22 protein-coding genes and 2 pseudogenes are annotated in these 24,522 nt (G+C 75.3%); 14 read left to right on the top strand and 10 right to left on the bottom strand.

The window, feature by feature from the left end; all coding sequences use genetic code 11:
• Positions 1-9: 9 nt before the first annotated feature.
• A complete protein-coding gene (locus QQK22_RS15750) occupies positions 10-1,275 on the top strand; it encodes an MFS transporter (protein ID WP_431310169.1) in 1,266 nt (421 codons plus the stop codon).
• Between the two features lie 56 nt (positions 1,276-1,331).
• On the opposite strand, the gene QQK22_RS15755 is transcribed toward QQK22_RS15750, so the two are convergent.
• Positions 1,332-1,925 carry a hypothetical protein gene (locus tag QQK22_RS15755; RefSeq protein ID WP_284251907.1) on the bottom strand — a complete coding sequence of 198 codons (594 nt, stop codon included), beginning with the start codon at positions 1,923-1,925 and terminating at the stop codon, positions 1,332-1,334.
• Between the two features lie 66 nt (positions 1,926-1,991).
• Between QQK22_RS15755 and QQK22_RS15760 the strand changes: the two genes are divergently transcribed.
• The 4 genes from QQK22_RS15760 to QQK22_RS15775 are packed head-to-tail and all read left to right on the top strand — an operon-like array spanning position 1,992 to position 4,983.
• Positions 1,992-2,288, top strand: a complete 297-nt coding sequence (locus QQK22_RS15760) for a hypothetical protein (RefSeq protein WP_284251909.1) — start codon at positions 1,992-1,994, stop codon at positions 2,286-2,288.
• Between the two features lie 33 nt (positions 2,289-2,321).
• Positions 2,322-3,203, top strand: a complete 882-nt coding sequence (locus QQK22_RS15765) for a hypothetical protein (protein WP_284251911.1) — start codon at positions 2,322-2,324, stop codon at positions 3,201-3,203.
• Complete coding sequence (locus tag QQK22_RS15770) at positions 3,200-4,117, top strand: hypothetical protein (RefSeq protein ID WP_284251913.1); 918 nt, start codon at positions 3,200-3,202, stop codon at positions 4,115-4,117. The genes QQK22_RS15765 and QQK22_RS15770 overlap by 4 nt, the downstream gene beginning before the upstream one ends.
• Positions 4,114-4,983, top strand: coding sequence for a hypothetical protein (locus tag QQK22_RS15775; RefSeq protein WP_284251915.1), 870 nt, complete (start codon positions 4,114-4,116; stop codon positions 4,981-4,983). The genes QQK22_RS15770 and QQK22_RS15775 overlap by 4 nt, the downstream gene beginning before the upstream one ends.
• A 12-nt stretch (positions 4,984-4,995) precedes the next feature.
• On the opposite strand, the gene QQK22_RS15780 is transcribed toward QQK22_RS15775, so the two are convergent.
• The 5 genes from QQK22_RS15780 to QQK22_RS15800 form a co-directional block, all read right to left on the bottom strand.
• Positions 4,996-5,976, bottom strand: coding sequence for a DUF429 domain-containing protein (locus tag QQK22_RS15780; RefSeq protein ID WP_284251917.1), 981 nt, complete (start codon positions 5,974-5,976; stop codon positions 4,996-4,998).
• Positions 5,977-6,042: 66 nt separating this feature from the next.
• On the bottom strand, positions 6,043-6,447 hold the full coding sequence (locus QQK22_RS15785; RefSeq protein ID WP_284251919.1) for a hypothetical protein: 405 nt from the start codon (positions 6,445-6,447) through the stop codon (positions 6,043-6,045).
• Between the two features lie 695 nt (positions 6,448-7,142).
• A complete protein-coding gene (locus tag QQK22_RS15790; RefSeq protein ID WP_284251921.1) occupies positions 7,143-8,606 on the bottom strand; it encodes a glucose-6-phosphate dehydrogenase in 1,464 nt (487 codons plus the stop codon).
• Positions 8,603-10,606 (bottom strand): glycoside hydrolase family 15 protein, encoded by a 2,004-nt coding sequence (locus tag QQK22_RS15795; protein ID WP_431310170.1) that lies wholly within the window; start codon positions 10,604-10,606, stop codon positions 8,603-8,605. The genes QQK22_RS15790 and QQK22_RS15795 overlap by 4 nt, the downstream gene beginning before the upstream one ends.
• Positions 10,597-11,493 carry an endo alpha-1,4 polygalactosaminidase gene (locus tag QQK22_RS15800; RefSeq protein WP_284251924.1) on the bottom strand — a complete coding sequence of 299 codons (897 nt, stop codon included), beginning with the start codon at positions 11,491-11,493 and terminating at the stop codon, positions 10,597-10,599. Before QQK22_RS15800 ends, QQK22_RS15795 begins: the two co-directional genes overlap by 10 nt.
• A gap of 62 nt (positions 11,494-11,555) precedes the next feature.
• Here QQK22_RS15800 and QQK22_RS15805 point away from each other — a divergent pair, with 62 nt between their 5' ends.
• Together QQK22_RS15805 and QQK22_RS15810 are read left to right on the top strand one after the other, a co-directional pair.
• On the top strand, positions 11,556-12,074 hold the full coding sequence (locus QQK22_RS15805; protein ID WP_284251926.1) for a GNAT family N-acetyltransferase: 519 nt from the start codon (positions 11,556-11,558) through the stop codon (positions 12,072-12,074).
• 2 nt (positions 12,075-12,076) lie between these two features.
• Positions 12,077-13,048: a sterol carrier protein domain-containing protein gene (locus tag QQK22_RS15810; protein WP_284251928.1), complete on the top strand. Its 972-nt coding sequence runs from the start codon at positions 12,077-12,079 to the stop codon at positions 13,046-13,048.
• A 141-nt stretch (positions 13,049-13,189) separates the two neighbouring features.
• On the opposite strand, the gene QQK22_RS15815 is transcribed toward QQK22_RS15810, so the two are convergent.
• The gene (locus tag QQK22_RS15815; RefSeq protein ID WP_284251930.1) at positions 13,190-13,498 is read right to left on the bottom strand and encodes a glutaredoxin family protein; all 309 of its coding nucleotides are present in this window, start codon (positions 13,496-13,498) and stop codon (positions 13,190-13,192) included.
• Between the two features lie 655 nt (positions 13,499-14,153).
• On the opposite strand from QQK22_RS15815, the gene QQK22_RS15820 reads away from it, so the two are divergent.
• Together QQK22_RS15820 and QQK22_RS15825 are read left to right on the top strand one after the other, a co-directional pair.
• Positions 14,154-14,462, top strand: a complete 309-nt coding sequence (locus QQK22_RS15820) for a DUF4235 domain-containing protein (RefSeq protein WP_284251932.1) — start codon at positions 14,154-14,156, stop codon at positions 14,460-14,462.
• 67 nt (positions 14,463-14,529) lie between these two features.
• Complete coding sequence (locus QQK22_RS15825) at positions 14,530-15,699, top strand: class I SAM-dependent methyltransferase (protein WP_284251934.1); 1,170 nt, start codon at positions 14,530-14,532, stop codon at positions 15,697-15,699.
• Positions 15,700-16,047: 348 nt separating this feature from the next.
• On the opposite strand, the gene QQK22_RS15830 is transcribed toward QQK22_RS15825, so the two are convergent.
• Both QQK22_RS15830 and QQK22_RS18970 read right to left on the bottom strand, forming a co-directional pair.
• Positions 16,048-16,596, bottom strand: a complete 549-nt coding sequence (locus QQK22_RS15830) for an EamA family transporter (protein ID WP_284251936.1) — start codon at positions 16,594-16,596, stop codon at positions 16,048-16,050.
• A gap of 122 nt (positions 16,597-16,718) precedes the next feature.
• A pseudogene (locus QQK22_RS18970) lies at positions 16,719-17,123 on the bottom strand (EamA family transporter); the annotation flags it as partial.
• Between QQK22_RS18970 and QQK22_RS15840 the strand changes: the two are divergent.
• The 3 genes and pseudogenes from QQK22_RS15840 (at position 17,122) to QQK22_RS15845 (ending at position 19,143) form a co-directional block, all read left to right on the top strand.
• The gene (locus QQK22_RS15840) at positions 17,122-18,036 is read left to right on the top strand and encodes a LysR family transcriptional regulator (RefSeq protein ID WP_284251938.1); all 915 of its coding nucleotides are present in this window, start codon (positions 17,122-17,124) and stop codon (positions 18,034-18,036) included. The pseudogene QQK22_RS18970 and the gene QQK22_RS15840 overlap by 2 nt on opposite strands.
• A 121-nt stretch (positions 18,037-18,157) precedes the next feature.
• Positions 18,158-18,232, top strand: a pseudogene (locus QQK22_RS19445) (LacI family DNA-binding transcriptional regulator); the annotation flags it as partial.
• 416 nt (positions 18,233-18,648) lie between these two features.
• Positions 18,649-19,143, top strand: a complete 495-nt coding sequence (locus QQK22_RS15845; RefSeq protein ID WP_284251940.1) for a substrate-binding domain-containing protein — start codon at positions 18,649-18,651, stop codon at positions 19,141-19,143.
• A gap of 24 nt (positions 19,144-19,167) precedes the next feature.
• Here the strand turns inward: QQK22_RS15845 and QQK22_RS15850 are convergent, their stop codons facing one another.
• Positions 19,168-22,539, bottom strand: coding sequence for a DEAD/DEAH box helicase (locus tag QQK22_RS15850; protein WP_284251942.1), 3,372 nt, complete (start codon positions 22,537-22,539; stop codon positions 19,168-19,170).
• Between the two features lie 99 nt (positions 22,540-22,638).
• Here QQK22_RS15850 and QQK22_RS15855 point away from each other — a divergent pair, with 99 nt between their 5' ends.
• Both QQK22_RS15855 and QQK22_RS15860 read left to right on the top strand, forming a co-directional pair.
• Entirely contained in the window at positions 22,639-23,433 is a 795-nt protein-coding gene (locus tag QQK22_RS15855; protein ID WP_284251945.1) for a hypothetical protein, read from the top strand.
• Complete coding sequence (locus QQK22_RS15860; protein WP_284251947.1) at positions 23,433-24,227, top strand: hypothetical protein; 795 nt, start codon at positions 23,433-23,435, stop codon at positions 24,225-24,227. Before QQK22_RS15855 ends, QQK22_RS15860 begins: the two co-directional genes overlap by 1 nt.
• Positions 24,228-24,522 lie beyond the last annotated feature (295 nt).

Below are 24,522 nucleotides of genomic sequence, written 5' to 3' on the forward strand. Positions count from 1 at the left end.
TGACCCCTCGTGAGCACCCCTCCCGCGCCCGTGTCACCCGGCACCTCCGCCCGCGCGACCCCCGACGCCGTCGCCCGCCGCGCGCGCCTCGCCGTCGCCGCCCTCTTCCTCACCAACGGCGCGCTCTTCGCGAACGTCGTCCCCCGCTTCCCGAGCATCAAGGCCGAGCTCGGTCTGAGCAACGCCGCCTACGGGCTCGCGATCGCGGCCTTCCCGACGGGCGCGATCCTCGCGGGGCTGGGCGCCGCCGTCGTGATCCGACGCCTCGGGTCCGCGCGCGCGGCGGTGATCGGGACGGTCATCACGGCCGTGGGCGTGGTCGCGGTGGGGTGGTCGCCCTCGGCGCTCGCGTTCGGTGCCGCGCTGCTGTTCGCCGGGAGCGCGGACGCGATCACCGACGTCGCGCAGAACACCCACGGACTGCGCGTGCAGCGCCGCTACGGCCGCTCGATCATCAACTCCTTCCACGCGCTGTGGTCGATCGGCGCCGTGACGGGCGGCGCGATGGCCGCGGCCGCGATCGCGCTGGACGTGCCGCGCGGCGTGCACCTGAGCATCAGCGGCGTCCTGCTCTCGGCGACGGCGATCGTCGCCCTGCGCTTCTGCCTCCCCGGTCCGGACACGGAGCGGGATGCCGAACTCGCCGACGCGCCCGCCACCACGTCCCGGGTGCGGGCGCGGATCGGTGGCCGGACGGCGCTCATCCTGCTCGCGCTCGTCGTCGTGGCGACCGCGGGGACGCTCGTGGAGGACGCCGGCTCGTCCTGGGCGGCGGTGTACCTCGGCGGGCTGGGCGCCCCGGAGGCGCTCGCGGCCACGGGGTTCATCGCGCTCGTGGGTGCGCAGTTCGTCGGTCGCGCGTGCGGCGACCGGCTGGTCGACCGGTTCGGCCAGCGCGCCGTCGCGCGCGTGGGCGGCGGTCTCGCCGCGCTCGGGATGGGGCTGGCGCTCGCGTTCCCGAGCGTGCCCGGCACGATCGTCGGGTTCGCGACGGCGGGGCTCGGCGTCGCCACGCTCGTCCCGGCCGCGATGCACGAGGCCGACGAGCTGCCCGGGCTGCGCACCGGGACCGGCGTCACGATCGTCTCGTGGCTCATGCGGCTGGGCTTCCTCGTCTCGCCGCCGATCGTGGGGCTCGTGGCCGACGCGACGTCGCTCCGGGTCGGGCTGCTGGTGGTGCCGATCGCGGGGGTCGCGGCGCTCGTGCTCGCGCGGGTGTTCAGCACGCGGCGCACGGCGGCGACCACCGCGACGGCCGCCGATGTCGAGGCCTGATCGCCCGGTCGTCTGATCGCCCGTTCGCCTGATCGCCCGCGCCCGCGCGCCGGACGTTAGCGTGGGGTGAGCCCGCTGGTCGCGGGTCCATCCCCGAGGAGTGGAGCCCCCGTGACGCAGGACCGTGCCGTGCGCGACGCCGCGGTGCCGCCCGACGCCGGGTCCGCCGTCGAGAGTCCCGCCGTCGTCCCGCCCCAGCTCGACACCCCGCTGGCCCGCACGCTGCGCCTGGACGCGCTCCGCCGTCGGCCGCGCGTGCGTGACGTCACGCGGCTGCGCCACGAGGCGGTGGCGGGGCGGCACGGCGAGGTCTGGCGCCGGTCGATCGAGCGGGGCCGCCGCTCGCCCGGCAACGTCGGCGCGATCGTGGGTGGCGCCGTCGCCGCGATCTTCTTCTTCGTCGTGGTCATGAACCTCATCGAGGGCGAGTACTCCGACGCGCTCGTGGGCACCGCCGTCTCGACGTTCATCCTCCTGCTCGTCGGCGGGATCGCGACCCTGGTCGCGGCGCTGCTGCGGCACCGCCTGTGGCGCAGCCACGCGCGCATCGCGCGGTTCGCGCGCGAGAACGGGATGCCGCACCACCTGGCCGTCGGGGAGGACGAGGTGCCGCCGGAGGTGCGGCGCCGCGACGGCGCCTCCTGGCGCATGACTGACCACACCGACGTCGTGACCGCGGTCGCCGGGGGCGGGAGCTCGTGGCGGGGCGCCGTCGGATGTGGGTCTACCGCGGGCACACCCGGACGCGACCCACCCTCGTGTGGGCGGCGGTCCGGCTCGGTCCGCACCCGGGCGCGGAGATCGCGAGCGGCGCGGCGTTCCAGGCGTGGCTCGCGCAGCAGCGCGACGCCACCTCGGACGTGCCCGCGATCGAGTGGTCCTTCGACGGCGAGTGGCTCGTGGTCGGGGAGGAGACGCCGTCGGGTCCGCCGGCCGCGCTGGTGCGCCTGCTCGAGGGGGTCGACGTCGTGCTCGCCGACGCCGCGCGGTACGGGGCGCGTCTCGGTGGCTGACCGCGCGGGTCGCGGGGGATCTCCCGACCGTGGGTGCGGCCGGCGCCGACCCCGGCCGAGCTGGAGGACGCCCCGGGCGCCCCCTTCGCGCCGGACGAGGCGCAGCTCGACACCCCGCTCGTCGCCGCGCTGGACCTCGCGCCCCTCACGGTCGTCCCGACGCGGCGGCGCATCGCGCAGGTGCGTGACGCCGCGTTCGCCGGGCGCTACGGCCGCGGCGGACCGCTGGGAGACGAGCGGCGGGAGGCTGCCCCGCAGACGATCGCGCTCGGCGTGGCGGTCGCCGTCGCCGCGATCCCCGCGGTGCTCACGGTCGTCCTGGCGGTGCGCGACGGCGGTGACGCCGTCCTCGTCAACGTGGCGCTGACGCTCGGTCTGGGGCTCGTCGCGGGCGCCCTGACCTATCCCGCCGTCGCGGCCGGGGTGCGCCGGCGGTGGCGCCGCCGCGCCCGGCTGGCGGACGTCGCCAAGCTCTCCGGCCTCCGGCTGCGGCTCGCGCCGCACCCGGAGGTGCTGCCCGCGGTGGTGCGCGCCGACGACCGGCTGGTCGACTACACGATCCAGCAGGGTGACGTGCTGTCGGGCCGTGTGCGCGGTCACCTGCTGATGGTCGGGCTGCGATCGGGGCACCAGATGGTGAACACGCGGACGCAGCAGGTGGACCACGTCTGGGTCGCGCTGCGGCGGCGGGCCGAGGAGGAACCGGGGGTCGCGGTCGACGTCCAGGACCTGAGCGCGCTCGAGCGGTGGTGCGCGGCGGACGCACGCCCGCGGCCGGTGCACCTGGTGGTCGACGACGAGTGGATCGCGCTCGGCGTCGACAGCCCGTTCGGCGACCTCGGGGTGCTGGCCGACCTCGTGTCCGGGACGGACGTCGCGCTCGCGGCGGTGGAGAGCAGGGAGCGGGAGCGATGAGCATGGACGAACGGACGGACGGCCGCGCCGATGACCTCGCGAGTGAGGTCGACGGCGTCGGCACCCACCACCTCGACACCCCGCTGACCGCGACGCTCCCGCTGTCCGAGCTGCGCCGTCGCCCGACCCGCGCGGAGGTCGAGACACTTCTGCGCGACGCCGCCGCGGGTCGCCACGGGCGCGGCTGGAAGCGCGCCGTCACGCAGCGGACGATCTCGCCGCGGGCGGCGGCCCTCCTGGCCGCGACCGTGATCGGGGGCGTGTTCCTGATCGCGGTCCTCGTGTCCGTGGTGCAGGGCGACGGCGACGACGCCCTCCTCGGCCTCGGCATCAGCGCCGTTCTCACGGCGGTCGGTGCGGCGCTCGCGGCCTGGGGTGCGGCGGCCGCCCGCCGGCGACGGTGGCGCCGGCACGCGCGGTTCGCGACGTTCGCGCGCGCGGCGGGGATGCACCTGCGGCTGTTCGCGCACACGGAGACGGTGCCGCGGGCGATCCGGCGACGCCCCAAGGAGCACGGCATCACGCGCGACGCGGTGCACGCCGACGTGATGAGTGCACGCATCGGTGGGTACCAGCTGCTGGCGGGGACGCGCACGACCGACGTGAAGCGCGGCGACGACACGACCACCTACCACCTGCACTGGGCCGGTCTCCGGGCGCTCGACGGCGAGGTCGCCACCCCGCTCTTCGAGGCCGACCCGCGCTGGATCGGGCTGCGCTCCTGGTGCGAGCAGGAGGCCGGCCGCCACCCGGTCCGGCTGTGGCTGGCCGACGGCTGGCTCCTGCTCGGCCGCGAGAGCCATCGCGACGACCTCTCGACGTTTGCGACTCTGGTGGCTGGGCTCGACGTCGCGCTCGAGCTGCTCGCGGAGGGGCCGGCCGGGGCGGGGCCGATCGAGGACGCGCGATCGTGAGCGGGCCTCGTGAGGACGGGCGTGCGACGGCACCGACCGGTCACCTCGACGCACCGCTGGCGCGGACGCTCCGATTCGACGCGCTGCGCCGTCGGCCCGCGCGGGAGGAGGTCGCGCGCGTGCGGGGCGAGGCGGCGGCGGGCGCGTACGGCGACGCGGGTCGCGAGGCGGTCGGGTCCGGGCGGGACGAGCCGCGCCGGATGACGTACTGGGTGAGCGGGGCGTTCGCGGGCCTGGTGCTCCTGATCGGGCTGATCGGCGCCGTCGTGGAGCGCGAGCCGGTGTTCGTGCTGTTCGCGCTGGGGTCCGCCGCGGCGATGGGGCTCCTGGGAGGTGGGGTGGCGTTCGCCGTGACCGCGGCGGTCGTGGCCTCGCGCTGGCGACGGCACACGCAGGCCGCGGCGTTCGCGGACGACAACGGTCTCGCGCTGTCGCTCGTCGTGCCGCCCGAGGCGCTGGCGGCGGCACTGCCCGCGGCCGTGCGGGCGGAGGAGGGGACGCACGCGGACGTGCTCGCCGGTGTCGTGCGCGGGCGGACACTGCTGATGGGGGCGCGGCGGCGGGAGGTCCGCACCGGCTCGGACCGCACCTCCACGTACCACCTGGTGTGGGTGGCGCTGCGGGTGGACGGGGGCGGTGGCCTCGTCGATGGTGTGGCCGACGGCGTGGCGGGCGGATCACGAGCGGCGGCGCTCCGGATGCCGGCGCTCGCGGCGCTCGATCGGCGCGTGCGCGACGCCGTCCCCAAGGGGCAGGTCGTGGTGGCGCGGGACGAGTGGCTGACCCTCGGCGTCGAGGGCTCCAGCGGCAGCCTCGCGGTCCTCGAGGATCTGCTGGGCGTGCTGGACGGGGTGCTGAAGAGCTAGCGGGGGCGGCGGTCAGGTGGGTCGACCGGGCGGTGCGGCAGGTTCGGGTGGCGAGTCGAGCGATCCCGGCGCGACTGGTCCGGGCGGCGCGACGATGAAGCCCTCGACGTCGTCGCCCCAGGCGACCAGCGCCGTCGACCCCGTGCCCCACAGCCAGGCGACGTGGGCGCAGAAGATCCCGTCGAGCTCGTCCTCGAGACGCTTGAGGTCGACGGCGCGGGTCGCCCGCGCGTGCGCCTCGCGCAGGGCGGTCCACCGGTCGTGCCCGGGAAGGGCGAGGGCTGCGACGGCCTCGAGGTGGGTCATGAGGGTGTCGAGCGCGACGAGGCGGTCGGCGAGGGTGCGGCTCGGGCGCGGCTTGTAGGGGATGACGCGGTCGAGGCCGAAGAGGGCGACCATCGCCGGGTGCGGATAGGTCTCGACGGCGACCGCGAGGCCCGGGTCGGTCGTCGGCGCGGGGGCGTCGGTACCCGTCCCGCGGGACCGCTCGAGCGAGCCGGGACCGGTGGGCTCGAGAGGGGCGGGTTGCGGGCGCTGCGCCGTCGGCCGCCACCCGAACCGCTGCGCGAGGGTGAGTGCGCGGGGCGGGTCGAAGAGCGGGTTGGCGCGGTTGGACGGGTAGGTGCCGGCGTCGACGTGGCGGAACGCGCGGGTGAGCTCGCGCTCGACGGGGCGGGACCCGGTGGCGTTGGCGACGACGAGCGGCGCGTCGAGCGCGACGACGGCGAGGTGCCCGGCGTGCGGAGCGAGCCACGCGGCGACGTCGTCGTCCGAGGTGACGGCGCCGGAGTCGAGGAGCCGCCCCGCGCCGTCGACGACGGCGATCCCGCTGACGTTCCGCGCCGACCACGCGAGGTCGATCCCGGCGTAGCGCGCGCCGGTGCCGGGTGGGGAGGTTGGTGCGACGTGGTTCGCCGGGTTGGGTCCGACGGTGACTTCAGCGGGGCGGTTCGGCGGTGGGACCGGCCGGCGGGTGCGGGTGGGTTGGCGCATCGGCACGGTCGCGCGATCGTCACGGGTACCGGGTGCTGCGGGTACGCCGCGCGACCACCGCTCCCTTCAAGTGTCGCGGGCGGCTGCCGATGCGGCTGCGTCGGCCGCACCGGCATCATCGATGGCCCACCGGGCGTAGACGGCCGCGCGCTCCGCCGGGGCCCCACTGCCGTAGTCGGTCCCGACCTCGCGCGTTCCGGCGGCGACGACGAGGGCGGCGAGGTCGGGTTCGCCGCGCAGACGGCAGTCGACACCGACGACGTCGAGGAGGCGGCCCAGGCCATTGGCCGCGTGCGTCAGCGATGCGGCGACCTTGAGCTGCCCGTAGGTGATGGTTCCGCGGCGCTGCGCCACGACGGCGAGCGCCGCACGGATCTTCGGGATGCTCTCGACGTCGGTCGTGGTCACGGTGACGGTGACGCCCTTGATCGACAGCTTCTGGCCCACGCGGACGGTGGTGTCGGTCGACATGACGTCACGCTACCCGCGGCGGTCGGCGGTCGGCGGTCGGCGGTCGGCGGTCGGCGGTCGGCGGTCGGAGGGGACTGCCTCATCGACTGCTGCGGTGGGCACGGTTACCGGATCGGGTGTGACCTCCTGCACGGATAGCGGTCGGCAACCGTGCAGGACGCAACAGTCGATGCTGCCGGACTGCCGACCCGCACCCGAGCGCCGCGCGCACCCCTCCGGCCGCTCGGGAGACGCGACCCGTGGGCACCCGCGGTGATCAACTGCTGCGCTAGTCGCGGATAGCTGATCGACTGCTGCGCTGCCCGCGGTTAGCGGCTGCTAACCGCGCGTAGCGCAGCAGTCGATGACGTTGAGCGGTCGGTCGCGCCGTGAGTGGCACGTCCTGTCCGGATAGCGGTGGCTATCCGGGCGAGACGTGACAGTCAGGGGAGCTATCCGGGCAGAACGTGACAGTCGGCGCCGGTCGCCCGAGATCGACTGTTGCGGTGGGCACGGATACGGGATCCAGTGTTGCAGCGGGCACGGATAGCGAACCGTAACCATGCCGGGCGTCACAGTCGCGGTCGCGGCCCGGTGTCGCTGCGGCCGGACCGCCCGAGACCCGGACCACCCGGATCCGGAACACCCGGACCCGGACCACCCGGATCCGGACCACCCGCACCCGGACCACCTGACACCCGGACCACCCGGGCCCCTCATCCGAGCGCCGCGCCCCACCCCTCCGGCACCGCCGACCCCGCCGGGTACTCCTCCATCGGCACCTCGTCGGCATCCCACGCCGCGAGCACCTCGTCGCAGATCCGCCAGCACTCCTCCGCCGCGTCGCCGCGGACGGTCAGCATCCCGTCGCCGTCGAGGATCCCCGCCAGCACCTCGCCGTACGGCGCCAACGAGGCGCGCCGCAGGTCCGCTCGCAGCACGCTCTGCCCGAGCGCGAGCGGGTCGTCGAGCGAGTTGGTCGTGACGCGCAGCTCCATCGTGTCCGGGTTCAGCCCGATCACGAGCCGGTCCTCCGGGTCGGCGCCGGTCAGCCCGCCCGGCAGGTGCCGCACCGGCGCGAACGTCAGGGCCACGTGCTTGTTGGCGCCCCCGAGCGCCTTGCCCGAGCGCAGCGTGATCGGCACCCCGGCCCAGCGCGAGTTCGCGACCTCCACCGTGATCTGCGCGAGCGTCTCCGTCCCGCGCGCGGGGTCCACGCCGTCCTCGTCCACGTACGAGGGGACGGACCGGGAGACCGCACGCCCGCCGTCGTCCACCCCCTCCACGCGACCCGCCGTGTACCGCGCACGCCGCGAGGCACCCACCGCGCTCCCGCCCCACAGCCGCGTGGCGCGCAGCGCCGCCGCCTGCGCGTCCCGCAGGTCGCGCTCGGTGATGCTCGCGGGCGGCTCCATGGTCGCCAGGGCCATCACCTGCAGCAGGTGCGACTGGATCATGTCGCGCAGCGCACCCGCGTGGTCGTAGTACCCGGCGCGGCCCTCGAGCGCGATCTGCTCGTCGTAGGCGATCTCGATCCCGGCCACGTGCTCGCCGGTCCACACCGCCTGGAACATGCGGTTGGCGAAGCGCAGCGCGATGAGGTCCAGCACCGTGGTCATGCCGAGGAAGTGGTCCACGCGGTGCACCTGGTCGTCCGGCACCAGCTGCGCGACCAGCGCGTTCAGCGCCCGCGCTCCGTCCTCGTCCTGCCCGAACGGCTTCTCCATCGCCAGGTGCAGCTCGGCGGGGAGGTCGACGTCGCACAGCGCCCCGCACACCTTCGCCGTCACCGCGGGCGGGAGCGCGAAGTACAGGACGACGCGCCGCTCGCCGTCGTGCTCCGCGGCCTCCGACCCCGGCGCGGGCGCGGCCGCCGCGCGCAGCAGGTCCGTCAGCGCACCGTGGTCGGTCGCGTCCAGCGAGACGTACGACGACGAGCCCGCCACCCGGTCCACGCACGTCGCCCCCGCGCCGCCCTCCGTCAGGGCCGCGCGAACCTCCGCCTCGAAGTCGCCGTCCGGCCGGGAGTCCCGGTCCGCGCCGATCACGCGCACGTCCCGGTCCGGCTCGTGCGCGAGCAGCGATCCGATGCCCGGCAGCAGCAACCGCCGGGTGAGGTCCCCGGACGCGCCGAGGATCACCAGGGTGGCGGGGCGGTCCGACCGCGTCCGGACGCTCACGCGAGGGCCTCCGCATCAGCAGCAGCGGCCGCGCCGGCCGGGTTCGCCACGGGGTCCTGCGCGGGCCCGACGGCGGGCGTCCGGTCCGCGAGCGGCCCCGCGTCGGACGCGCTCGCGCCGTCCCCGAGCGCCGCCTGCGCGGCCTCGATCGCGTCCGCGGCCCGGATCAGCCCGAGGTGGGAGAAGGCCTGCGGGAAGTTGCCCATCTGACGCATCCCGTCGACGTCGTACTCCTCCGCCAGGAGCCCGAGGTCCGTGGTGAGGCCGACGAGGCGGTCCATGAGCGTGCGCGCGTCCTCGAGTCGGCCGCTGTGCGCGTACTGCTCCACGAGCCAGAAGCAGCAGATGAGGAACGGGTGCTCGTGGCCCTCCAGCCCGTCGGTGCCGTCGGTGCGGTAGCGCAGGAGCAGGTCGCCCTGCATGAGGTCCCGCTCCATCTGCGCGACCGTGGCGAGCATGCGCGGGTCGTCGTAGGGCAGGAAACCGGTCTGCGGGATCTGCAGCAGGGACGCGTCGACCTCGGTGTTGTCGTAGGTCTGTGTGAACCCGCCGGTCTCCGCGCTCACGCCGCGCTCGAGGATCTCCTCGCGCAGCTCGTCGCGCACCTTCGTCCACCGCTCGACCGGTGCGTCCAGCCCGTGCTCGGCGCACGCACGCACGCCCCGGTCCAGCGCTGCCCAGATCATCACGCGCGAGTGGGTGAAGAAGTGCGGGTCGCCGCGCATCTCCCACAGGCCCTGGTCCTTGTCGTCGATCCGGTCGACGGCGAAGTCCACCATCTGCCGCTGCAGCGGCCACGAGAAGTCGTCCTCGGCTACTCCGGCGTCGCGCAGCTGCGCCAGCGCGATCATCACCTCGCCCACGACGTCGGCCTGGAACTGGTCCACCGCGCCGTTCCCGATGCGGACGGGCCGCGAGTCCAGGTGGCCGGCGAGGTGGTCCAGCTCGCGCTCGGGCAGCTCCCGCTCCCCGGCGATGCCGTACATGATCTGCAGGTCCTGGGGGTCGCCGGCGACGGCGCGCAGCAGCCAGTCCCGCCAGTGCTGGGCGACCTCGGTGCGGCCGTGCGCGAGCAGCGCCTCGAGCGTGAGGGCGGAGTCGCGCAGCCAGCAGAAGCGGTAGTCCCAGTTGCGCACGCCGCCCGGGTCCTCGGGGAGCGACGCCGTCGGGGCCGCGACGATGCCGCCCGTGTCCCGGTGGGTGAGGGCGCGCAGCACGAGGAGCGAGCGGCGCACGGCCTCGGCCCACGGACCCGACACCTCGACCTGGTCGCTCCAGCCGCGCCAGTAGGAGCGGGTGTCGGCGAGGGCCTGATCGACGTCGAGGGGCGGCGGGACCGGCTGGTAGGAGCGGGCCCACGCGAGGTCCCAGACGGCGCGCTCGCCCGTCGCCAGGGGGTGCTCGGTCGTGTGGCGGTGGTCGTCGGGGGAGAGGGCGGGGCCGCGCAGCACGTAGGAGTCGGGGCCGGCGATCGCGAGGAGGTAGCCGTCGCCCTCCTGCTCCTCGACCTCCTGACCCTCGACCTCCGCCGCGCCCACGCGCCGCACCCACGGGCTCGCGACGCCGTACCCCGGCCGCAGCCGCAGGTCGTGCTCGATCCGCACGCTCCCCTCGATGCACTCGGCGATCCGCACGAGGTCGGCTCGGTCGCCCACCGGCATGAACTCGGTGATCACGGCGCGCCCGGTCGGGGTCTCCCAGACGCTGCGGAGCACGAACGTGTCCTGCTCGTACGCGCGCTCCACGAGCGTTCCGTCCACGGGCGCCATGCGCCACCGGCCGTCGTCGGGCGTGCCGAGCATCGCGGTGAACACGGCGGCGGAGTCGAAGCGGGGCAGGCAGAGCCAGTCGATGCTGCCGTCGGCGGACACGAGCGGTCCGGTGCGGAGGTCGGCCAGGAGGGCGTAGTCGCCGATCGCGGAGGTCACCCCACCAGGCGACCACGCGGCGCTGACGGGCGTCAACGAAGTCGAGCGCCCCGTGCGCGGGCTCAGTCGCACTGCTCCCGCACGTACGACGGGTCGTCCGGTCCCACGAGCAGCCGGTCGCGCAGGATCGTCAGCGGGGCGCGGTCCGGCGCGTCGCACACCTCCGCGAGGTCCGGGCCGCCGTCGTCGTACTCGATCTGGAGCACGTGCTCGCCGTAGACGTCGCGGTAGGCGCCGCACTCGTCGTAGCGCGCGCACTCCTCCACGACGGCGAAGTCGAAGCCCGCGACCTCGCGGGCGTCCGCCCCGACGTCGGCCGCGTTCTTCTGCCCGACGGCGAGGCCCGCCCCGTGCGCCAGGTCCGCGTAGGCGGTGGCGAGGGTCATGGCGCCGTCCGCATCCACGCCGTCGAACCGCAGGAACGTGTCGAGGTTGTCGAGCTCGACGGCGTCGAAGCCGCGCTCGGCGCACGCACTCACCTGCGGCCCGACGACGGCGAGGATCGCCGCGCGCCGCTGCTCGTCCGAGGGGTCGAGGACCACCTCGTCCGGCCAGTCCGGGTCCGTCACGACGGCGCCGCTGGCATCCCGCAGGAGCGCGTCGGGGGCGTCGCGCCGCCAGTCCTCGAGCGTGCCCGGCTGGGTCTGGAAGCCGTTGACGTAGCAGACGTTGTAGGCGTCCGGGAGCGGATCGGCCGTGACGTCGCGGCCGACGACGTCGAACTCGCCCGCCTCGCCGTACGCGTCGCCGAGCTGGTAGTCGAAGGTGCCGGTGGTGGGCGGGAGTGCGGGGGAGGTGGCGGTGGTGTCGGCGGCGGGCGGCTCGGTCGCGTCGGGGTCGGGGTCGCCCGCGCCGCACGCGGTGAGGAGGATGACCAGCGCGCCGGTCGCGGCGGCCGTTGCGCCGCGGCGGGGGCGGCGTCGGCGTCGTGCGGCGGGCGGTGTGCGGGGCGAGCGCATGCGTGACGATAGCGCAGGAAATCCCGGGCGCGCTGTCGGTGGCCCGCGCTAGCGTGACGAGCATGACCTCCCCCGAGACGACCCCGGACGCCGTGCCCGCCGCCGACCTCGACACCGCACGCCCGACGAGCCCCGACCTCGCGACGCCGCAGGGGCGGCGCGAGCTCAGCACCTCGCTCCCGCTCGACGAGACCTCGCGCAGCGCGCTCGCCGAGCGCGGCCTCACCTACCGGCGCATCGACGTGGCCGGGGAGGACTTCGACCACTACTCCCACGCCGTCGACCGCGGCTTCCTGGACGAGCGGTCGACCGACGAGGCGGTCTCGGAGTGGCGCACGATCCACACCGAGCAGCGGCCGATCGGGGTGTTCGACGCCGAGACGCCCGAACCGCTCCGACCGGTCGCGACGATCGACGCGTGGGTCGACGAGCTGACGACCGACGTCGGCCGGACCCTGCCGATGTGGGCGATCAGCGCCGTGACGGTCTCGGCCACGCACCGCCGTCGGGGGATCGCCCGCGCGATGCTCGAGGGGAGCTGCGCTCGGCGGCGTCGGCGGGGCTGCCGATCGCCGGCCTGACCGTGTCGGAGGCGACGATCTACGGCCGCTACGGCTTCGCGCCGGTCGCGACGGCGACGCGCTGGGTGATCGACACCGCTCGCGCCGGGTGGATCGGACCGCGCCCGGGTGGCCGGCTGGACCCGGTCGACCGCGACCTGGCGCTCGCGGACCTGACGGCGCTGCACGACGTCGTGCGCCGCGGCCGGCCGGGCGAGGTCGCCTCGCAGCCGTCGTACTGGCGGGCCGTGGCGGGCGTGAGCCCGGCGGTCAAGGAGGGCGGGAAGCGGCGCAGCGTGCGCTACACGGACGAGTCCGGGGCCGTGCGCGGGGTGCTGACGTTCTCGCTCGAGAGCGCGCCGGGATCGCGCTCGACCCTCCGGGTGCACACGCTCGCGGCCGACGGCGTGGACGCGTACGCGGCGCTGTGGCGGTTCGCGCTGGAGCACGACCTCGTGGGCACGGTGCGGGCGGGGCTGCTCTCGGCCGACGAGCCGCTGCGGTGGATGATCGCCGACCAGCGCGCCGCCGAGGTCACCGAGAGCGACCACCACTGGTTGCGGGTGCTCGACGTCGCGCGCTGCCTCACCTCCCGGACGTACCGGGCGCCGGGCGAGGTGGTGCTCGACGTCGCCGACCCGCTGGGTCTCGCGGCCGGCCGGTGGCGGTTCGCGGTGGACGGCGACGGCGTCGCGTCCGTGACGCTCGCCGCCGCTGCCGGCGTCGACGCCGACGGTGTGGCGGTCGACGGCGCTGGTGCGGACAGCGGATCAGGTGACGACGGCGGGGTGGTCGACGGTGCTCGCGATGCGAGTGCGGGCGACGTCCCCGAGGTCCGGCTCGGCGTCGCGGAGCTGTCGGCGATCCTGCTGGGTGGGGTGCGGGCGGGGACGCTGCGCGCGGCCGGCCGCCTGACGGCCGACGACGCGACGGCTGCGTGGCTGGACCTGACCTTCGCCCCGCTGGCGGCGCCGCGGCTCAGCCTGGAGTACTGAGCGGGCCGGGCTGGATCGTCTCGGCGGGAAGACAGCCGGGCTGACCTGGTCGAGCAGGTCGGCGGGCTCGCACTCCCAGGACGGCTGGCGGGACGGGCTGGTGGGCCGGTCACCTCGCCGCGGCGAGGTGACCCGACCCGGTCAGGCCAGGCCGAAGAGGTGCAGCTTGGCGGCGACCTCGAGGTTGCTCGGCTCGACCTGGTGGCTGCCGTCGGGGTAGACGACGACCGGGATGTTGGTGCGGCCCGAGATGCGGTGGGCGTCGGTGGCGGCCTCGGGCGTCGCGACGAGATCGACGTAGGTGTACGGAACCTCGAGGCGGTCGAGCTGCGCCTTGGTTCGTCGGCAGTCACCGCACCAGTCCGCGCCGTAGACGGTGACGGTCTGCTCGGGGGCGTCGGTCGTCTCCGGGGTGGTGGTGGGCTCGGGGGTGCTGGGCTCGGTGGTCACGGATCCATTCTGCGCTGCCCGCTGCCCGCTGCCCGCTGCCCGCTGCCCGCTGCCCGCTGCCCGCTGCCCGCTGCCCGCTGCCCGCCGCTCGCCGCTCGCCGCCCGTCGATCGCCGATCGCCGCTCGCCGCTCGCCGCTCGCCGCTCGCCGACCGCCGCCCGCCACCCGGATCGACTGTGACCGTGTGCACGGATAGCGGCGCCTATCCGTGCACACGGTCACAGTCGCTCCGTTATCCGTGCAGGAGGTCACGCTCGATGGCGGCGCCCGTCCCTCGACTTCACGTGCTGCTCGGATAAGGGACTCGACTGTCACGTCACGCTCGGATAACCGGCGCAGAACGGGCAGAACGTGACAGTCAGCGTCGCGACCCTGCCGACGACTGCTGCGCCACGCGCGGATAGCGGCCGTTATCCGCGTGTGGTGCAGCGCTCGATCGGCTAACCGCGTGCGGTGCAGCAGTCGATCCGGGCTGCGCCCACGGACCACGCGGGTCCGGCGCCGAGCCGCTCACTCTCGCTGCTGCCCATCGTTCACCGCCCAACCTCCAGCTCGTTCCCCGCGTCCCCACCCCGAACACCCCCACCCCGAACACCCCCAACCTGAACACCACCACCCGTGACGCCGACCCGCCGCGGCACTAGCGTGAGGTGGCATGACGAAGCAGGCAGTTCCCGAGACGCCGGCCAGCACGTCGGCCAAGATCCTCTACCGCCCGTTCGGCATCGCCTCCTCGGTGGTCGGCGGGCTCGTGGCCTCGGCCATCTTCAAGCAGGTCTACAAGCGGGTGACCAAGAACAGCGGGGCGGACGCCCCCGGCCCGCTGCAGTCCGAGTACCTCCTGCGCCAGGTGCTCGTGGCGGCCGCGATCCAGGGCGTCATCTACGCCGTGGTCAAGGCCTCGATCGACCGGGCCGGCGCACGGACGTTCCAGAAGTGGACCGGCGAGTGGCCCGGTAGCTGACCCACCAGCGCCCCACAAGCACCCCCACCCGCAGCCCCCGCCCAGGAACACCCGCGATGATGGGGGCATGACCGCCGACACCCTGGACCTCGAGACGCTGCGCCGTTTCCCCGACATCGAGGCGCCCAACCTCGTCGCCGTCGACGCCAGTGACCGCCTGATCCTTGACGAGGCCGCCGACCTCCTGGCCGAGGCGGGCGCCGGCGCGGAGCCGGGCGCCGTCGTCGTGATCAACGACCACTACAGCGCCCTCACCCTCGGTGCCGTCGCGCTGCACGGGGCGAGCGACGTCCGTGTGCACCAGGACATGGTCACCGGCGAGCGCGCCCTCGGGCAGAACGCCGCCGCGGCCGGCCTGACCGGCACGTTCCGCAGCCTCGACCTCGTCCCGGAGCTCGTCGACGGCGCCCGCGTCGTCCTCCTCCAGCTCCCGCGCGGCCTCGACGCGCTCGAGGAGATCGCCCAGCTCGTCGCGGCGCACGCCCATCCCGACGTCCGCGTCGTCGCGGGCGGCCGCGTCAAGCACATGTCGCGCGGCATGAACGACGTCCTCGCCCGCTCGTTCACCGAGGTCACCGCGAGCCTCGGCCGCCAGAAGTCGCGCGTCCTGCACGCGTCCGGTCCCCGGCCCGCCCCCACCGCCCCGACCTACCCGCGCCGCGCCGTCGACGCCGACCGTGGCCTCCACGTCGTCGCGCACGGCGCCGCGTTCGCGGGGCCGCAGGTCGACGTCGGCTCGCGCTACCTCCTCACCTTCCTCGACCGCATGGGCCCGACGGCGAGCGACGCCCTCGACCTCGGGTGCGGCACCGGGGTGCTCGCCACCGAGCTGGCCTCGGCCCGCCCCGACCTCGCGGTCACGGCGACCGACGCCTCGCACGCCGCGGTGCGCTCCACGGCCGCGACCCTCGAGGCGAACCACCTGGCCGACCGCGTCACCGTGGTGCGCGAGGACGGGCTGGAGGACCGCCCGGACGCCAGCGCCGACCTGATCGTGTGCAACCCGCCGTTCCACGTCGGCGCCACGCTCGCCCCCGACGCCGCGCTCCGGATGCTGCGCGGCGCAGCCCGCGTGCTGCGCGACGGCGGCGAGCTGTGGACGGTGTTCAACTCGCGGCTCGCGCACGCCGGCGCGCTGCGCCGCATCGTCGGGCCGACCGAGGTGATGGGCGACGACGGCACGTTCACCGTGACGCGCACGGTCCGGCCCGCCCGCCGCGCGAGGAGGAGCGCGTGACCCGCCGTCGCGCCGGCCGCGCGCTCGCCGTCGCCACGCTCGCCCTCGCCGCCGCCACGCTGACCGCGTGCCAGCAGGTCGGCGACGCCGTCTCCGACGCCACGGACCAGGCCGCGTGCGCGATCGTCACCCCGATCGCGACCGAGGTCGGGTCCCAGGTGCAGGTCGTGGCCGACGAGATCACCGTGAACCCCGAGGGCGCCATCACCACCCTGACCTCGCTGCAGGGGCGCCTCGACACGGCGGCGACCTCCACCTCCGGCGGCGTCTCGACCTCGCTCGAGCAGGTCTCGGCGCGGGTCGGGGAGCTGATCACGCAGGCGGAGCAGGTGCGCGACGGCGGCGTCGTCAGTCAGGAGACCGTCGACGGGATCGAGTCCTCGATCGTGTCCGGCCTGACGTCCCTCGCAGGTGACTGCACGGGTGAGGGGAGGGCGACGGCGAGGGCGACCCCGCGCCGTCGACCACCTGATCCGCCGCGCCCCGCCGGCGCGGGAGGCCCCGTGGCCGCAGCATCGTCACGAGCACCCCGGCCACGAGCACCGCACCGCCGACCGTCTCGGCCGCGTTCGGCCGCTGGCCCAGCAGCGTCGCGGCCGAGGCCATCGCGACGACCGGCGCGAGCAGCACCCACGGCACGACGGCGGCGGAGCGGTTCCGGCCCAGCAGTGCGTTCCAGATCGCGTACCCCACGAGCGTGCAGAGCCCCGCGGTGTAGAGCGTGGACAGCGCCGGGCGCCACCCGAACGCGGCGAGGCCGGCGGCGATCGCGCCGCCACCCTCCACGGCCCACGACAGGGCCAGCGCCGGCAGCGGCACCACGAGCGCCGACCACACGGTGAGCGAGAGCCCCCGACCCCGGTCGCGCGCCGCGCCACCACGTTCCCGATCGCCCACGACAGCGCCGCCGCGAGGCAGAGCACGACGGCGAGGACCGGCGCCCCGCCCCCGCGCCCCGTCGCGACCACGGCGAGCCCGACGGCGCCGATCACGACGCCGACGACCTGGGCAGCGCTCGGCCGCTCCCGCAGCACGCCGGCCGCGATGAGCACCGTGAGACCGACCTGCGCCTGCAGCAGCAGCGCCGCGACCCCCGGCTGCAGACCCGCCGCGATCGAGGTGTACAGCAGGCCGAACTGCCCGAGCGACATGAACACGCCCACGCCGACGACCGTGCGCCACGACGTCCGGGGCCGCGGCACGACCAGCGCGGCGAGCGCGACCACCGCGAACCGGATCGCGACGAACAGCAGCGGCGGGACGCCGTCCATCCCCCAGTCGATGACGACGAAGTTCACGCCCCACAGGGTGGCGACGAGGGCGGCGAGGAGAGTGTCACGGCGGTTCACGCGCCCAGCGGACCACGCGGCGACCGTGCAGCACCAGCAACGATGTCGACCGGCGATTCGGTAGCATCCGTGCATGATCGATCTGGATGCGGTGGTCGCGCTGCGCGCCGTCGCCACCCGCGGCAGTGTCGCGGCGGCGGGCTCGGCGCTCGGCTTCACCCCGAGCGCCGTCTCGCAGCAGATCAAACGCCTGGAGCGGGGCACGGGCGTGGAGCTGCTCGAGCGCGTCGGCCGCGGCGTCGTGCTCACCGACGCCGGCCGGAGCCTGGTCGCGGCGTCGTCGGGCCTGCTCGCGGAGCTCGAGCAGATCGAGACCGACCTGCGCCGGGCCGCCGGCGCCGTCACGGGCGAGGTGCGGCTCGCGGCGTTCTCGACGGCGGTGCGCGGCCTGGTCGCGCCGGCGCTCGGCGGGCTGCGGCGCAGCCACCCCGGGGTGGCAGTGCCGCTGAGCGAGGCCGAGCCGTGGGACACGGTCGCGATGGTCGCGTCGGGCCAGCGCGACCTCGGCGTCGTGCACCGGTGGGGCGGCGTCGCCCTCGCCACGCCCGAGAACCTGGTGGCGACGCCGCTGCTGACGGACGTGGCCGACGTCGTGCTGCGCGCCGACCACCCGCTCGCGGGGCGGGCCGAGCTGCACCCCGCGGACCTGGCCGAGGAGGTCTGGATCGCGACGCCCGAGGCGACGATCTGCCGGCAGTGGCTGCGGCGCCTGTTCGACGGGTTCGGCGGCGCCCCGCGCGTGGTGCACGAGTCCATGGAGTTCGCGGGTCACGTCGAGCTGGTGCGCGCCGGCCTCGGGGTCGCGCTCGTCCCGCGGCTGGGGCGCGCTGAGCTGGGGGAGGACCTCGTCGCGATCCCGACGGCGCAGCCCGCCTCCACGCGCGACGTCGTCGCGCTGCACCGGCGGAGCCTGGGGGACTCGCCGTCGCTGCGCGCCGTCCTGGATGCGCTGGTGGCAGCCGCGGACGCCGCGGGCCCGGGTCGCTGACGCCGCGGTCGCCCGGGCGTCCCCGGTGATCCCGTTCGTGCCGGAGGCGCTGGGGTACGGTGGCTCGCGCGTCACGGGAGACGCTCCAGTCAGCGAGAGGTCGTCGACGGTGCCGGTATCGATGGCGGAGATCGCCGCCCACGCGGGGGTGTCGCCCCAGACGGTGTCGCGCGTCGCCAACGCGACGGGGCACGTCGCGGAGGGCACTCGTCAACGGGTCCTGGCCTCGATGGCGGCGCTGAACTACCGCCCGAACGCCGCCGCCCGGGCGCTCAAGCGCGGCTCGTTCCGATCCATCGGCGTCACGGCCCCGAACGTCCGCACGACCGGCAGGAACAAGGCGTTGAGCGGTGTCGTCGAGGCCGCGATGTCGGTCGGCTACACCGTCACGATGGTGACGCTGCCCGGCCTCGGCGGGCTCGAGGCCGCCGACCCCGCCGCACGTCTGCGCGAGACGGCGATCGACGGCGCGATCATCATCGCGGACACCCCGACGTTCGACGCGGGCGCGCTCGACGTCCTCGACGACCACCCGACGGTGCTCGTCGCTGCCCGCGAGAACGAGCACCACTGGATGGTCGACACCGACCAGCGGGGGCCTCGCGCACGCTCGTGGAGCACCTGCTCGACCACGGCCACCGGACGGTCACCCACGTCAGGGGACCCGCCGCCTCGCTGTCGGCCGACCGCCGCGAGGAGGGGTGGCGCTCGGTCCTGCTCGAGCGCGGGCGCGACGTCCCCGCCGTCGTCGACGGAGACTGGACGGCGTCGTCGGGCTACCTCGCGGGTGCGCGGATCGCCGAGGATCCGAGCGTCACGGCGGTGTACGCCTCGAACGACGAGATGGCCCTCGGCGTCGTGCGGGCGCTCCACGAGCGCGGTCGGCGCGTCCCGCAGGACGTCTCGGTCGTCGGGTTCGACGACGTCGCGGGCGCCGACAACTTCCTGCCGCCCCTGACGACCGTCCGGCAGGACTTCGCGGAGGTCGGGCGGCGCAGCGTCCGCCACCTCGTGGAGCAGATCGAGCGGGGCCGCCGCACGTCCGGGGTCGAGCTCGTGCCCGCGACGCTGGTGGAGCGGCAGTCCGTGGCGTCGCCGTCGCGCTGACGGCCGGTCGACGGCGGGCGCGTCTCAGTCCAGGAGCGCCCGGACGTCGTCGGCGTCGAGACGACGCGGGGCGGCGCCACCGGCGTCGCCGTCGGCCGCGCCCCCGCCGAGCACACCGGCCACGAGCGCCCGCTTGCTCTCCTGCAGCGCCATGACCTTCTCCTCGATCGTGTCCTGCGCGACCATCCGGTAGACCATCACCGGCCGCGTCTGACCGATCCGGTGCGCCCGGTCGACCGCCTGTGCCTCGGCGGCAGGGTTCCACCACGGGTCGGCCAGGATGCAGTAGTCGGCCATCGCCAGGTTCAGGCCGACGCCGCCCGCCTTGAGGCTGATGAGGAACACCGGGGCGGTGCCCTCGGCGAAGCCGCGGATGACGGCGGCGCGCCTCGTCGTCGAGCCGTCGAGGTAGGCGTAGGGGATGCCCTCGGCGTCGAGGCGCGCCGCGATCTTGCCGAGGTAGCGCGTGAACTGGCTGAACACGAGCGCGCGGTGCCCCTCGGCGGCCGCCTCGGTGAGCAGGGGCATCAGCACGTCGAGCTTCGAGGAGGGCACGCCGTCGTACTCCTCGTCGACCAGCGACGCGTCGATCGCGAGCTGGCGCAGGCGGGTCAGCGCGCTCAGCACCTCGACGCGGTTGCGCTCCATGTCCTTCACCAGCCCGAGCACGCGCTGGCGCTCGCGGCCGAGGTGGCGCGCGTAGATCTTCCGGTGGGCGGGGTCGAGCGTGACGGTGAGGACCTGCTCCTGCTTGAGCGGCAGGTCCGGCGTCACCTCCTCCTTCGTGCGCCGCAGCAGGAACGGGGCGATCCGGGTGCGCAGGCGCGCGAACAGCCCGAGCTCGACGCCGTTGCCGCGCTCGATCGGGGCGGAGTAGACCTCGGTGAACTGCTGCGGCGTGCCCAGCAGCCCCGGCGCGGCGATCGCGAACATCGCCCACAGCTCGGCGAGGTTGTTCTCCATCGGGGTGCCGGTGACGACGAACTTCACGTCCGCCGGCAGCGTCTTCGCCAGCGCGAACCCGCGCGAGGTGCGGTTCTTGATGTTCTGCGCCTCGTCGAGCACGAGCCCCGCGGGCGTCAACACCTCGTACTCCTCGTGCTCGAGCCGGAACAGCGCGTAGCTCGTCACGATCACGTCGGCCTGCGCTGCGAGCTCGGCGATGCTCTCGCGCCGCTTGCGCCCCGTCGCGGTCACGACGGCGACGCGCAGGTCGGGCGCGAATCGCGCCGCCTCCGCGGCCCAGTTCGGCACGACGGACGTGGGGGCGACGACGACGAAGGGGCGGTGCCGGGGTGTCGCGGCGTCGCCGTCGCTCGCGCCGCCCGGTACCGGGGCGGTGAGCGCCCCGGAGTCCTTCGCATCCAGGATCATCGCGAGGGTCTGCAGGGTCTTGCCGAGCCCCATGTCGTCGGCCAGGACCCCGCCGAGACCGGCGCGCCGCAACCGCGCCAGCCACTCGTAGCCCGCGCGCTGGTAGGGGCGCAGCTCGGCGCGCAGCCCGGCGGGGACGGGCGGCGGGTCGCCCTCCAGCGACGTCGCGGCGCGCACCCGGTCGAGCCACTCGCTCGCCTGCGCGTCGATGACGCCGAGCGCCTGGAGCTCCTCCCACCACGAGAGGTTGAGGCGGCTCACGCGCAGCCCGGTGCGGCGCTGGTCCTGCAGCGCGCGGCCCTCCTCGAGCAGCGCGCGCAGCTGGTCGAGCTCGGGTCGCTCGAGCGAGATGTACCCGCCGTCCTCGAGGAACAGGGTCTGCTCGCGTCGCGCGAGCGCGGTGATGACGTGCCCGACCGGCACGTCGCGGTCGGTCAGGCGCAGCCGCACCTCGAGGTCGAACCAGTCGCGGTTCGTCCCCACGACGTCGACGGCGATCTCCGGCTCCCCGAGATCGCGGAACGTCGGCAGGTCCTCGTCGGGCAGGTCGACCTCGATCCCCTCGACCTGCAGCAGCGCCGGGATGACGTCCTCGACGAGGGCGACGACGGAGTGGCCGGTCACGACCATCTCCTCCAGCGGCAGCCCGTCGCGGGTCAGGAGGGTGGGGACGGCGGCCATCGCGGCCGCCGCGCGGTGCAGCAGGACGTTCTCGGCGGTGGCGTCCCGGTCGGGGCGGCGCGGGTCCGGCGGGAGGGTGAAGGTGAGCGCGAACGCGTTGTCGGCCGCGCCGTAGCGCCACTCGCACTCCACGGACGCGCGCGGCGTCGAGCCGAGCGCGGTGAACAGCAGCCGCACGCGGACCACGAGCGTCGGGCCGGGCGGTTCCTCGGGCGCGAACTCGCCGGCGGCGTGCCACGGCTGGCGACGGATGCGGGGCAGCACGGTGCGCTCGAACAGGGGGCGCTCGGCGGCGGGCACCCGGACGGCGCCCGCGCGGCGCAGGTCGATCCAGGCGCGGGTCGCGGGAGCCTCGAGGGGGACGAGCGTGAGCGTGCCGTGCGGGTCCCGGCCCACCAGTCCGTGGACCGGGCGGCCGAGCAGGAGGGTCTCCGTGAGGGTGACGGGGTGGTCGATCGTGGCGAGCACCTCGAGGTCGCTCGCGTCGCTCGCGTCGGACGTGTCGGACGCGTCGGACATCGGTGGGGCGTCCGGCTCGGCCGAGGTCACGGTGACCGCGGCGGACGCCGTGTCGTCGGAGAGGGCCGCGTGCTCGCCGTCGGGCTCGAGCAGCTGCACCCCGGAGGCGACGACGTCGCGCAGCACCGGCCACAGCGCCCGGCTCGGCACGGCCTGCAGCGCGAGCCAGGTCGGCACGCCGTAGGCGTAGGTGTCCGACGCCTGGTGGAGCCGGACGAGGGCGGTGAGCGCCTCGAGCTGCGCCGGATCGGCGTCGGGGATCCCGTTGCGGGTGACGGCGTGCCACTCGGCGCCGGTCGCGATCCACTGGCCCCGCTTGCCCAGGCGCATCGCGCGGGCCTCGAGCGAGCCCTCGTGGGCCGCGCGGTAGCCGCCGAGACCACCCCGCCCGCGGGGGTCGGAGGTGTGGTCGGGCGGCGGGACGAACTGCAGGGCGAGCGCGAGGGGCGACCACTCCTGCTCGCCGAGGTCGGGGAAGATCCCCTCGAGCTGCGAGCGCCAGCGCCCCACCTCGACGGTGCGCGCCGCCGCCGCCCGCTCCTGCTCCAGCGCCGTGACCAGGAGCGCGACGGTGTGCTTGCAGTCGGTCTGCACGGGGCAGGAGCAGCGGCCGTCGAAGGAGCTGATCGTGCCGTTCCGCGTCAGGCCGTAGTAGGTGGTGGCGGTGTAGACGTTGCGGCCGCTGCCGTCCACGGAACCGACGACGACGTGCGCCTGCTCGTCGTGCCGGCGCACCACCGCCCGGTGCTGGCGGGCGTAGGCGCTCCCGGCGTCGAACGCGTGCCGGCCGACGAGGCCGACGAGCTCGATGGGGGCGTGCATCCGACCAGCCTAGGTCGCGGGTGCGACGCGCGCGGCGCGACGGGGTCGGCTGCGGACCGGGATCACCCGCGGGGCGCGGCGGCGACCTACGGTGGCGGGATGGCCCTGAACCTCGACGTCGAGCCGCTGCGGCGCCGCCCCACCCGCCAGGAGATCGCGCAGGTGCGGCGCGACGCCGCCGCCGGGACCTTCGGACCCGGGCAGGACGGCGCGGTCGAGGTGCACGGCAAGGCGCGCTCGAACGCCCTCGCGGCGGCGGCGATCGTCGGCGGCGTCTTCGCTCTCACCTCGCTCGTCATCGCGTTCGCCGACCCCGACCTCTTCTCGATGAGCATCTGGGTGGGACTGTTCTTCGTGGTCCTGGTAGCCGGCGGCATCTTCCTCGGTACGTCCGTGCAGCGGGCCCGCCGGTGGCGCCGGCACGCGACGATGGCCGCGTTCGCGCGCGCCAACGGCATGACGCTGCGCCTGGTGGCGAGCGGCGAGGAGGTGCCGCCGTCGATCCTCGAGGGGAAGGGGAGCTCGCCGAAGGTCGTCCACCACGACGTCGTCACGCGCGTCGACGAGGCGGGTCACCTCGTGGTGGGCACGCGCGTGCGCCAGGTGAGCGAGCGGCGCTCGACGAACGAGGGCTCGTACTCGATCGACGTGCCGCACCACCTCGTCTGGGCAGCGCTCCGCCCGGTGCACGAGATCACGCCGCGCCAGCAGGGCGTCGCCCGGCGCGAGATCGGCGACCTCGGTCAGGTGCGCGCCCGCATCAAGGACTCCTGGGTCGTGGTGTCGGTGGAGCACAAGAAGGACCCGCTGGACCGGCTGCCCGAGCTGCTCATCCACCTCGGCCGGGCCGCGGCGGCGCTGGAGCGCGAGCGCGGGCCGCAGGACGCCCTCTGATGACGATGGGTCTGGATCTCCGGCCGCTGCGCGACCGCGTCCCGTCCGCCGAGGTCGAGCGCGTGCGGAGCGAGGCGGCGCAGGGCCTGCACGGCACCGGACCGGCGAACGCCGCGGGGGCCGGCGGTCGGAGCGTCACGGCGACGGTGGGCACGATCGCCGTCGTCGCGGGTGTCCCCGGGGTCATCGTGGGCGTGGTGGTGGCGCTGACGGAGCCCGGGCTCGTCCTGCCGGCGGTGGTGGGGACCGTGCTGCTGGTGGCTCTGCTGGGTACGGCGGTGTCGGCGGGGCCGCTGCGGCGCGCGCGACGGTGGGAGCGGCACGCGCGGATGGAGCTGTTCGCGAGCCGCAACGCGCTGACCTTCCGGATGGCGGCGGAGCCGACCGAGGTGCCGGGGGCGGTCGCGACGGCGCGAGCCGCCACGGGCGTGCACCGCGACGTCGTTTCGGGTGACGCCGGAGGCCGCCGTGTCGCGATGGGCACCCGGGTGCACCGGGTGGCCCAGGTGACCTCGCAGGAGCACGGCACCCGCACCGACCACCGGCCGCGCTACCTGACCTGGGCGGCGCTGCGGTGCGAGCCGGCGCTCGGCGAGGCCGAGCTCGGAGGCGTGCGCCGCGACCTGGTCCGCGCGGCGGGTGACGGGGTCGAGGTGCTGGGCGACGCGGACTGGATCGTCGTGGGCCACGAGAGCCGGTGGAACACGGCGCGGCGGCTGCCCGAGCTGCTGACGCTGCTCGAGGGTGTCGCTCCCGCGACGGCGCGCGAACCCGACACGCGCGACGTCCCCTGACGCCGGACACCGCCCCGCGAGTCGGGCGAGCGGCCCGACATGTTCACCTCCGCGCCACCGCCGATTCGTGGCCGCGTCATGCAGGCCCGGTGGGATGGCTCCGGGCGTCCGCGCGGCGGGCGCCAGCACGCGCGTCGGTGGGGGCCGGGGCGGTGCGCCCACCACCTGACCTGGAGAGACGCACGCATGCAACGCAGAGCAGTCGCACGATCGGGGGCGCGGCGCTCGCCGTCGCCCTCGGATGCGGGATCCTCACGGCGGGTGTCCCCGCCGCCGCCCAGCTCCAGCCCGGGGA

The sequence above is a fragment of the Litorihabitans aurantiacus genome, assembly GCF_030161595.1.
GTDB classification, from domain to species: Bacteria; Actinomycetota; Actinomycetes; order Actinomycetales; family Beutenbergiaceae; genus Litorihabitans; species Litorihabitans aurantiacus.

What these genes read in the sequence shown, in the direction of transcription:
- QQK22_RS15755 (WP_284251907.1), bottom strand. Translation starts at nt 1,925, where the DNA reads ATGCGCCAGGAGGCGCCGTCGCGGCGCCGCACCTCCGGCGGCACCTCG.
- QQK22_RS15760 (WP_284251909.1), top strand. Translation starts at nt 1,992, where the DNA reads ATGTGGGTCTACCGCGGGCACACCCGGACGCGACCCACCCTCGTGTGG.
- QQK22_RS15770 (WP_284251913.1), top strand. Translation starts at nt 3,200, where the DNA reads ATGAGCATGGACGAACGGACGGACGGCCGCGCCGATGACCTCGCGAGT.
- QQK22_RS15780 (WP_284251917.1), bottom strand. Translation starts at nt 5,976, where the DNA reads ATGCGCCAACCCACCCGCACCCGCCGGCCGGTCCCACCGCCGAACCGC.
- QQK22_RS15785 (WP_284251919.1), bottom strand. Translation starts at nt 6,447, where the DNA reads ATGTCGACCGACACCACCGTCCGCGTGGGCCAGAAGCTGTCGATCAAG.
- QQK22_RS15800 (WP_284251924.1), bottom strand. Translation starts at nt 11,493, where the DNA reads ATGCGCTCGCCCCGCACACCGCCCGCCGCACGACGCCGACGCCGCCCC.
- QQK22_RS15805 (WP_284251926.1), top strand. Translation starts at nt 11,556, where the DNA reads ATGACCTCCCCCGAGACGACCCCGGACGCCGTGCCCGCCGCCGACCTC.
- QQK22_RS15820 (WP_284251932.1), top strand. Translation starts at nt 14,154, where the DNA reads ATGACGAAGCAGGCAGTTCCCGAGACGCCGGCCAGCACGTCGGCCAAG.
- QQK22_RS15825 (WP_284251934.1), top strand. Translation starts at nt 14,530, where the DNA reads ATGACCGCCGACACCCTGGACCTCGAGACGCTGCGCCGTTTCCCCGAC.
- QQK22_RS15840 (WP_284251938.1), top strand. Translation starts at nt 17,122, where the DNA reads ATGATCGATCTGGATGCGGTGGTCGCGCTGCGCGCCGTCGCCACCCGC.
- QQK22_RS15850 (WP_284251942.1), bottom strand. Translation starts at nt 22,539, where the DNA reads ATGCACGCCCCCATCGAGCTCGTCGGCCTCGTCGGCCGGCACGCGTTC.
- QQK22_RS15855 (WP_284251945.1), top strand. Translation starts at nt 22,639, where the DNA reads ATGGCCCTGAACCTCGACGTCGAGCCGCTGCGGCGCCGCCCCACCCGC.
- QQK22_RS15860 (WP_284251947.1), top strand. Translation starts at nt 23,433, where the DNA reads ATGACGATGGGTCTGGATCTCCGGCCGCTGCGCGACCGCGTCCCGTCC.